Here is an 8,606-nt window from a genome sequence, read left to right as displayed (position 1 = left end):
GCTTGACAATATAGGAAGGAGGATAGCCTGACAGATAAGGCCTTACGGGGAATTGTCTTTGTGGGAACCGCCATCCCCGGTTTTTGGGCCGGGATCCTCCTGATGTGGCTTTTTGCCGTTAAGCTCAAATGGTTGCCAACCAGCGGGATGACGGCTCCGGGCGCTGTCATTTTACCGGCAGTAACCCTGGCGCTGGGGTATATTTCCACCTATGTCCGGCTGATCCGCAACAATATGATTCAGAACAAGCGGGAAAATTATGTGCTGTATGGCCGGGTTCGGGGTCTATCAGAGAAGACCATCACCCGGCATGTTTTTAAAAACTCACTGCAAACCTCGCTAACCGCTTTGGGGATGTCAATTCCCAAGTTGATTGCCGGAACCGTGGTGATTGAAAATATTTTTGCCTGGCCGGGAATCGGGAGGCTTTGTGTGACCGCTATTTTTAATCGGGACTTTCCGATGATTCAGGCCTATGTCCTGATTATGGCGGTACTGTTTGTTTTTTGTAATTTACTGGTCGATATGGGATCGGTCTGGATTGATCCCCGCAGAAGGGAGGCCTGAGATGGTCGGTTTTTTTAAACGTTTCCGAAACGATACCCTGGCAATGTCCGTCAGCTTTTTTCTGGGGACGGTGATTCTGCTAGCTGTTCTGGCACCCCTGGTTGCGCCCTATGATCCAACTGCGCAGAACATTATCAACAAATTTCAGGGTCCGTCGCTGGCTCATTGGTTTGGTACTGATCAACTGGGTCGGGACGTCTTTTCCCGGATTTTATATGGTGGCCGGGTCACCATTCTGGTCTCGCTCCTGACCATGGCGGTAACGATTTTAATCGGCACGGTGCTGGGGGTGCTTGCCGGTTATTTCCGGGGCCGGCTTGATGATGTGATAATGCGGATTTGCGATATCATGCTGTCTTTTCCCAGTGAGGTGCTGATTCTGGCCATTGTGGGAATCCTCGGAACCGGAATTGCCAATATTGTTCTGGCCACGGTGATTGCCAAATGGGCCTGGTATGTGCGGATGATCCGGGCAATCATCATTCAGTTTATGGATAGTAACTATATCCGATTTGCCAAGGTATCCGGCTGTTCAACCGGACACATCATCAGAAAACATCTGTTGGTTGGAGCGCTGGGGGAGATTGCGGTGCTGGCGACACTGGATACCGCGGCGACAATTCTCAATATATCAGCCCTGTCCTTTCTGGGACTGGGGGTGCAGCCGCCCACCGCCGAGTGGGGGATGATGCTCAACGAAGCCAAAAATGTGATGACCACCAATCCTGGCCAGATGCTGGCGCCGGGCGTGGCGATTTTTATTGTGGTGGCAGCCTTTAATTTTTTGGGTGACAGTATTCAGGAAGCGATGAATCCCAAGATCGACAAGGTCTTTAAAACCAGGCGATCATTGTTTGGGGCGATGTTTGGGCGCAAAAAGGCGGTGATCGAATGAGTGTAATTCTTGAGGTGAATAATTTGCGGGTAACTGATTCCCGGGATCAGGATGAAATCATTCATGATATCAGTTTTTCAGTGGCCAAAAACTCTTGTCTGGGAATTGTCGGGGAAAGTGGCAGTGGTAAATCGATGATCACCCGGGCCCTGTTGGGAATCACCAACCCCTGGTTAAAACACCAGGGAAAGGCCGTTTTTAAAACGTCCGGTGAAGCCATTGATTTGCTCAGACAAAACGAAGATACCCTGCGGGAAATCCGCGGAAAACAGATTGCCATGATTCTCCAGGATGCCATGTCGGCCTTTGATCCGATCACCAGAATCGGCGATCAGATGGCCGAAACCTTTGTCGAGAATAAGGGGCTAACAAAAAAGCAGAGTATGAACCTGGCGAAAGAGGCCCTGGCGGTGATGAATATTCGGGAACCGGATCAGGTAATAAAAAAGTATTCCCACCAATTATCCGGCGGGATGCTGCAGCGTTGCATGATTGCCACCGCCCTGGCAATGGAGCCGGAGTTGATTATTGCCGATGAGCCGACCACCGCCCTGGATTCGATTAATCAGGGACAGGTTGTGGAGGAGTTTTTAATCATCCGCCAGAAAATTGGCACCGCCCTGATTTTTATTTCCCATGATCTGGGGGTGGTTAAGCATCTTTCCGATCAACTACTGGTGATGAAAGATGGGGTAGCGGTGGAATATGGCGACGCTGTTGACATTTTTAAAAATCCCCGGCATGCTTACACCCGATATCTGATTGATACCCGACTGGAATTGACACACGCTTTTCAGAGGGCGATGAAAAAAGGAGACCACCATGGCTAATCTGCTGGAAATAAAGGATTTGGAAAAAAGCTATCTGCAGGTAGGAACAAATTTTAAGGGAGCCCGGAATAAAATCCTCAATGGTGTTAATTTAAGCATCACTGCTGGCTCCTGTGTTGGCCTGATTGGTGAAAGCGGCAGTGGCAAAAGCACCCTGGCCCGGCTGGTGATGGGGCTGGAAAAGCCGGAGAAAGGCAGTATTTTATTTGAAGGGCTGCCAGTCAGACAGTGGCTTAAAAATAATAAGGGAAAAATGTCGGTGGTATTCCAGGATTATACCGCTTCGGTCAATCCCCGCTACACCGTAACAGAAGCAATAGCTGAACCGCTTTGTGCCAGTGGTGCAGAAAAAGATTTGGATTGGCACATTGAGCAACTGCTGGTGAGGGTAGGGCTGGAGCCAGAGGTCAAAAACCGTTACCCCCATGAACTCAGCGGTGGGCAGCTGCAACGGGTCTGTATTGCCCGAGCCATTGCCACGAAACCCCGCTTTATTGTGCTGGATGAAGCCATCAGTTCACTGGATGTATCGGTTCAGGCCCAGATTTTAAAGCTGCTTCATCAACTGCGGGTAGAGATGAACATCACCTATCTCTTTGTGGCCCACGATCTGCAGGCGGTGGCCCATCTTTGTGATAAGATTGCTTTTTTGTATCAGGGGCAAATTGTCGAAGAAGTAGAAAGTGGGGAATTGGCCCGGGTCAACAATCACTATGCCAGAGCTTTGCTGGCATCGGTTATTCCGTTTGAGGTTTAGATAAAACCGGAACGCCTGCGTAAAAATAGCATTAAAAAGGCGTTCCGGTTTATATATTGACAAAAGCAGGGATATTGTTGTAAAATAACACTGTTAAAAGGGAGTAGTTGTTATACAAAGTCAACATACTGGTGACGATGGTCGCCTGGCTTTGTAGCCGATTCCGGTAACGAGACTTTTAGCATAGTCCATTTTGTGGTGGGTTATGCTAGGAGTCTTTTTATTTTGGGATGCTTTCAAATTATAAAACAGGAAGGAATACAAATGTACACAGGATTTATTGCTTTTTTAGTAGCGGTAGGAGCCGTGGTGCTGGCTGAAATGGGAGATAAAACCCAGTTGTTGGCGATGGCCTTTGCTACCAAGTATCAGGCCGGGAAGGTGATGCTCGGAGTCTTTATTGCCACCGTCTTTAACCACGCCCTGGCGGTAGCCGTGGGAAACTATATCACCCGCTTTGATGGTGCCCAGATCTGGATTCAGGGGATTGCGTCATTGTCCTTTATCTTTTTTGGACTCTGGACGATTCGGGGGGATAAACTGGATGGCGAAGAGAACCGGACCACCCGCTTTGGTCCGGTGATTACCGTGGCGGTGGCTTTCTTTATCGCCGAAATGGGCGATAAAACTCAGCTGGCAACCATTGCCCTGGCCACCAAATTTCCCGAAAATGCTCTTGGCGTGTTGATCGGAACCACTACCGGAATGCTGATTGCCGATGCCATCGGGATTATCATCGGGGTGGTACTCTGTAAAAAAATACCCGAGCGGACGGTCAAACTGGTATCCGCCGGAGCTTTTATGTTGTTTGGTTTTATTGGTACCTATCAGGTGGCCACCCAGCAGTTGCAGTTGGGGATCACAACGATAAGTTTGTTAATGATTGCATTATTGATTGTGACAGCCGGGGCGTCCTATTATTTGATCAAAAAAGATCGGGAAGAAGCAAGCAAAGACAGTGACCCATCATGTTATTGTAAAATTGAAGAAGGGGACCGCAAAGAACAGCACAATAAGTAAGGCAAAAAAAGTTGCGATGTAAAAAAACATCGCAACTTTTTCGTTGTTTAGCTATAAATGTGAAAGGGATTTTATAATAAAGCGCTTTACTGTAGTCCCAGTCCGGCGACAATCTCATCAATACCGGTAAGGATATAGTTGGGGCGGTAGGGGAAATCTTTAACCGTTTCCCGGGTTGATACCCCGCTGAGGACCAGGAAGGTCGTCAAACCAGATTCAATCCCGGCGATGATATCAGTATCCATGCGGTCACCAATAATCAGGGCATCATCACTGTGAACGCCCAGCCGTTTGATACCGGTACGCATCATCAGTGGATTGGGTTTACCGACGTAGTAGGCTTCTTTACCGGTGGCCAGTTCAATCGGTGCCACCAAGGCCCGACAGGCTGGTACAATGCCTTCTTCGGTGGGGCCAGTTAAGTCCGGATTGGTGGCGATTAGTTTGGCACCTTTTTGAATCAATTTGACTGCCCGCATCACGGATTCGTAATTATAAGAGCGGGTTTCGCCGAAAACGACATAGTCCGGATCGACATCATTCATGGTAATTTCGACGTCGTAAAGGGCATTAACCAGACCCGGTTCACCAATGACATAAGCCGAACAGCCCGGGGACTGATCTTTTAAGAATTTGGCAGTGGCCAGAGCACTGGTATAAAAATGGCTTTCATCAATTTCCAGACCCAGTCGAGCTAGTTTTTCTTTTAGTTCAATGGGTGAACGTTCGCTGGAATTTGTTAAAAAGAGGAAGTTCTTATCTTCAGCATAAAGCCAGTTGACAAACTCCTTGACTCCCGGCAACAGTCTGTTACCATGGTAGATGACACCATCCATATCGCAAATAAAGCCTTTTTTATCTTTAATTAATGCTAATAACTCTTCATTCATTTTGTTACCTCCGATTAATTTTCACTTATTTACAATATTATACCCCAACAAAACCGGGTTCGTCTTAAAAATTTGGCAAATTTATGTAAAAAACTGAAAATATATGTAAAAAGATCATTAAAAATAAGCCTGGCAAAAATTTTTCGTCTTCGCATAAGTATTTGCATGATCAGCTGTGATAAACTCAAAAACAGAAAAATACGATGCTAGGAAGGCGAGGGGATAAAAAATGGAGACAATCTTAAATAATTATGATGATATGCGGGTGATGCGGATGATTAAAAAACAGCTGATCTCTTGTGAGTCAAACCTGGAACTTCTCCGTAAAGAGTACGAGGAAAAAGATGATCAGCTGTTAGCCCTGGGAATTAAGAAAGAAGTGACCAATCGTCCGGTTGACGAAGCAGAAGTAGCGGAATTAACAGTTCGGCTGGAAGCCTTAAAAAAAGAAATTCAGGAAATTGAAGAAGATAAGAGTAAAATGGCGGCCTACAACGCCTATACCCGCCGTTAGACAGAAGCGGTTAAAAAACAGATCTTGACTTTAGTGGGCTGATGTAATAAAATCAAAACAGAATAAATAAAGCACAAAATGGGGTACACCACCGAAAGGGTGTAATCGCATTTTGTGCTTTTTTTGCGTCTGCAACAGCAAAGGAGGAAGTGAGATGCGTGTCAATGGAAAAGAAATGACCCTGGTTAACAATCAGAGTCTGTTACAGTTTTTAGAAATCAATGGATTTGATGTGGCTACTCTGGCTGTCGCCAGAAATGGTGAAATCGTTCCGAAATCGAGCTATGATGCGGTGCTGCTTTGTGAAACGGATACCCTGGAAGTGGTACGTTTCGTTGGCGGTGGGTGATGGTAAGTAGCCGACTAAAGATCACCATGAACGAACAGGGCTTAAAAAACAAGAAATAAAAAACAAAAGGAGAAAAGATGACAGATCAATTAGTAATTGGCGGACACACGTTTAATTCCCGGTTTATCCTGGGATCAGGAAAGTTTTCACTGGAAATTGTCAAGGCGGTGGTTGAAAACGGCGGGGCAGAAATCGTCACGCTGGCCCTACGGCGGGCGAATCACGGTGGGGAAGAAAATATTCTGGATTATATCCCCAAAAACATTACCCTGATGCCCAATACCTCCGGTGCCAGAACGGCTGAGGAAGCGGTCAAAATCGCCCGGCTGGCCCGGGAAATCAATTGTGGGAATTTTATCAAGGTGGAAGTGATCAGGGATTCCAAATATCTGTTTCCCGATAATTATGAAACCATCAAGGCCACCGAGATTCTGGCCAAGGACGGCTTTGTGGTGATGCCCTATATGTATCCGGACTTAAATGTAGCCCGGGATTTAGTCAGTGCCGGGGCAGCGGCAGTGATGCCCCTGGCATCCCCGATTGGCAGCAACAAGGGCCTTTGTACCCGGGACTTTATTGAGATTCTAGTTAGTGAAATCCCAGTTCCGATTATTGTCGATGCGGGGATCGGGCGGCCGTCCCAGGCCTGTGAGGCGATGGAAATGGGCGTGGCAGCGGTGATGTGCAATACCGCAGTGGCCACAGCTAAAAACATTCCGCTGATGGCCAAAGCTTTTGGTCAGGCGATTGCGTCGGGCCGTAATGCCTATCTGGCCGGTCTCGGCCGGGTCTTAACCCATGGCGAAGCGTCCAGCCCCTTAACCGGATTTTTGGAGGATTAGAATGATAAAAAAACGCACTGATCCAATGGTCTATCAACCTGAGATGGAGAAAATAGACTCCGATATTCGGGATAAAGTCTTAAAAAATGTGGATAAGTATGATGATCAGAAAATTACCGACAGTGATGTGGAAGAAGCCCTAAAAAAAGAACGATTATCCATAAGCGATTATGGAGCCTTATTATCACCGGCAGCGACGCCATATTTAGAAGAAATGGCAAAAAAAGCGATGATCGAAACAAACAAACACTTTGGTAACAGCATCGGTCTGTTTACCCCGCTTTACATTGCCAATTATTGTGAAAATAATTGTGTATACTGTGGATTTAATTGTAAAAATAAAATCCGCCGGGGTAAGCTTAGTCTGGCAGAAATGGAGACGGAACTGAAAGCCATCGCCAAAACCGGATTAAAAGAGATCTTGATCTTAACCGGCGAATCCCGGCATCATTCGGGAGTGGAATATATCGGCGAAGGGGTTAAGCTGGCAGCAGAATATTTTGCCACTGTGGGGATAGAAATCTATCCGCTGAATACCAATGAATATGCGTATCTGCATAACTGCGGAGCCGATTTTGTTTCGGTTTATCAGGAAACCTATGATTTGAGCAGATATGAACAGGTTCATTTAAGTGGGCCCAAGCGGGTTTTTCCCTATCGCTTTGAGGCTCAGGAGCGGGCCTTGCTGGGGGGGATGCGGGGCGTTTCTTTTGGGGCTCTGTTGGGGTTGGGTAACTTCCGGAAGGATGCCTTTGCCACCGGACTCCACGCCTATTTTATTTTGCAGAAATACCCCCATGCCGAAATCAGCTTTTCCACGCCCCGGCTTCGCCCCTTTATTAACAAAGCCGATAACAACCCTAACGACGTCCATGAGAAACAGCTGCTGCAGGTGATGCTGGCCTACCGGTTGCTGATGCCTTTTGCCGGGATCACCATTTCCACCCGGGAACGGCCGGGCTTTCGGGACCATGTCATCGGGATGGTGGCAACAAAAATTTCGGCCGGTGTCAGTGTTGGGGTTGGTGGACATGAGCAGGAAGAAAAAGGCGATGAACAATTTGAGATATCTGATCACCGCAGCGTTCCCGAGGTCCATCAGATGATTTTAAACCGGGGCCTTCAGCCGGTTTATTGCGACTATATCCGGGTATAATACCTTCACTAAAATGGGTGGTGTTTTTTAGTCGGGATATGATAGACTATAGACAAGAAAAATAAAGGAGCCAAGTATGCTGATTTGTATAACGAACCAGAAACTGTGCCAGGATGATTTTCTCGGTCGAATTGAAGAAATCGCCAAGGGGCAGCCCCATGCCATCATGCTGCGGGAAAAAGAACTCAGCGAGGCAGACTATAGGGAACTGGCCATCAAAGTAAAGGAAATCTGTGATCGGCACCTGATTAAACTAATTATCAATCATAATCTTGAGATTGCCGAGGAACTGAAGGTGGAAGCGGTACAGGTGTCAATTCATGACATTCGGAGAACCTGCGAAGCGATCCGGAACTTTAAGCAGGTCGGGGTCTCGATTCACTCAGTGGAACAGGCCCGGGAAGCCGAAGCCTGGGGGGCCAATTATTTAATCGCCGGTCATATTTTTCCCACTGATTGCAAAAAAGGTCTGCCAGCCCGGGGACTGATTTTTCTTAAAGAGATCTGCAGTTCCGTCTCAATCCCGGTTTTTGCCATCGGCGGGATCAGTCAGGCCAACTATAAAATTGCGATGATGGCTGGCGCTAAAGGCGTTTGCATCATGAGCGAAGCGATGACTACCGATCATCCTGAAACCCTGGCGCAACGATTTATCGTTTAATGAGTGGTTCTTTTATAGCACCACAACAATTGAAGCGGATCGGAGATAAATAAATAAAGGGATAAGGCTATGTGCCATATCCCTGAGGTTGTCGTAAACTATCGTACCGACCAATTGTTAATCTG

At 47.2% G+C, this 8,606-nt stretch carries 11 protein-coding genes; 10 read left to right on the top strand and 1 reads right to left on the bottom strand.

Annotation, left to right across the window (positions count from 1 at the left end; translation table 11 throughout):
- The first annotated feature begins 27 nt into the window (after nucleotides 1–27).
- From B3F51_RS03350 to B3F51_RS03330, 5 genes are all read left to right on the top strand, one after another.
- A complete protein-coding gene (locus tag B3F51_RS03350) occupies nucleotides 28–567 on the top strand; it encodes an ABC transporter permease subunit (protein WP_286945465.1) in 540 nt (179 codons plus the stop codon).
- 1 nt (nucleotide 568) lies between these two features.
- A complete protein-coding gene (gene opp1C, locus B3F51_RS03345) occupies nucleotides 569–1,462 on the top strand; it encodes a nickel/cobalt ABC transporter permease (protein ID WP_286945461.1) in 894 nt (297 codons plus the stop codon).
- Complete coding sequence (locus B3F51_RS03340; protein WP_070370630.1) at nucleotides 1,459–2,292, top strand: ABC transporter ATP-binding protein; 834 nt, start codon at nucleotides 1,459–1,461, stop codon at nucleotides 2,290–2,292. The genes opp1C and B3F51_RS03340 overlap by 4 nt, the downstream gene beginning before the upstream one ends.
- Complete coding sequence (locus B3F51_RS03335; protein ID WP_148637022.1) at nucleotides 2,285–3,049, top strand: ABC transporter ATP-binding protein; 765 nt, start codon at nucleotides 2,285–2,287, stop codon at nucleotides 3,047–3,049. The genes B3F51_RS03340 and B3F51_RS03335 overlap by 8 nt, the downstream gene beginning before the upstream one ends.
- Before the next feature lie 264 nt (nucleotides 3,050–3,313).
- Nucleotides 3,314–4,069, top strand: a complete 756-nt coding sequence (locus B3F51_RS03330; protein ID WP_286945457.1) for a TMEM165/GDT1 family protein — start codon at nucleotides 3,314–3,316, stop codon at nucleotides 4,067–4,069.
- 86 nt (nucleotides 4,070–4,155) lie between these two features.
- Here the strand turns inward: B3F51_RS03330 and B3F51_RS03325 are convergent, their stop codons facing one another.
- Nucleotides 4,156–4,959: an HAD-IIA family hydrolase gene (locus tag B3F51_RS03325; protein ID WP_228881842.1), complete on the bottom strand. Its 804-nt coding sequence runs from the start codon at nucleotides 4,957–4,959 to the stop codon at nucleotides 4,156–4,158.
- Between the two features lie 229 nt (nucleotides 4,960–5,188).
- On the opposite strand from B3F51_RS03325, the gene B3F51_RS03320 reads away from it, so the two are divergent.
- From B3F51_RS03320 to B3F51_RS03300, 5 genes are all read left to right on the top strand, one after another.
- The gene (locus tag B3F51_RS03320) at nucleotides 5,189–5,473 is read left to right on the top strand and encodes a hypothetical protein (RefSeq protein ID WP_070370626.1); all 285 of its coding nucleotides are present in this window, start codon (nucleotides 5,189–5,191) and stop codon (nucleotides 5,471–5,473) included.
- Between the two features lie 154 nt (nucleotides 5,474–5,627).
- Complete coding sequence (gene thiS, locus B3F51_RS03315) at nucleotides 5,628–5,822, top strand: sulfur carrier protein ThiS (protein ID WP_070370625.1); 195 nt, start codon at nucleotides 5,628–5,630, stop codon at nucleotides 5,820–5,822.
- A gap of 77 nt (nucleotides 5,823–5,899) precedes the next feature.
- The gene (locus B3F51_RS03310; protein ID WP_286945456.1) at nucleotides 5,900–6,664 is read left to right on the top strand and encodes a thiazole synthase; all 765 of its coding nucleotides are present in this window, start codon (nucleotides 5,900–5,902) and stop codon (nucleotides 6,662–6,664) included.
- A gap of 1 nt (nucleotide 6,665) precedes the next feature.
- Complete coding sequence (thiH, locus tag B3F51_RS03305; RefSeq protein ID WP_286945455.1) at nucleotides 6,666–7,820, top strand: 2-iminoacetate synthase ThiH; 1,155 nt, start codon at nucleotides 6,666–6,668, stop codon at nucleotides 7,818–7,820.
- A gap of 76 nt (nucleotides 7,821–7,896) precedes the next feature.
- On the top strand, nucleotides 7,897–8,481 hold the full coding sequence (locus tag B3F51_RS03300) for a thiamine phosphate synthase (RefSeq protein WP_250934285.1): 585 nt from the start codon (nucleotides 7,897–7,899) through the stop codon (nucleotides 8,479–8,481).
- The last annotated feature ends 125 nt before the right edge of the window (nucleotides 8,482–8,606 follow it).

The organism is Acetobacterium sp. UBA5834 (genome assembly GCF_002435675.1).
Classification (GTDB): Bacteria; Bacillota; Clostridia; order Eubacteriales; family Eubacteriaceae; genus Acetobacterium; species Acetobacterium wieringae.
The sequence above is the reverse complement of the archived record's forward strand: the minus strand, read 5'-3'. Positions and strand labels throughout refer to the sequence as shown.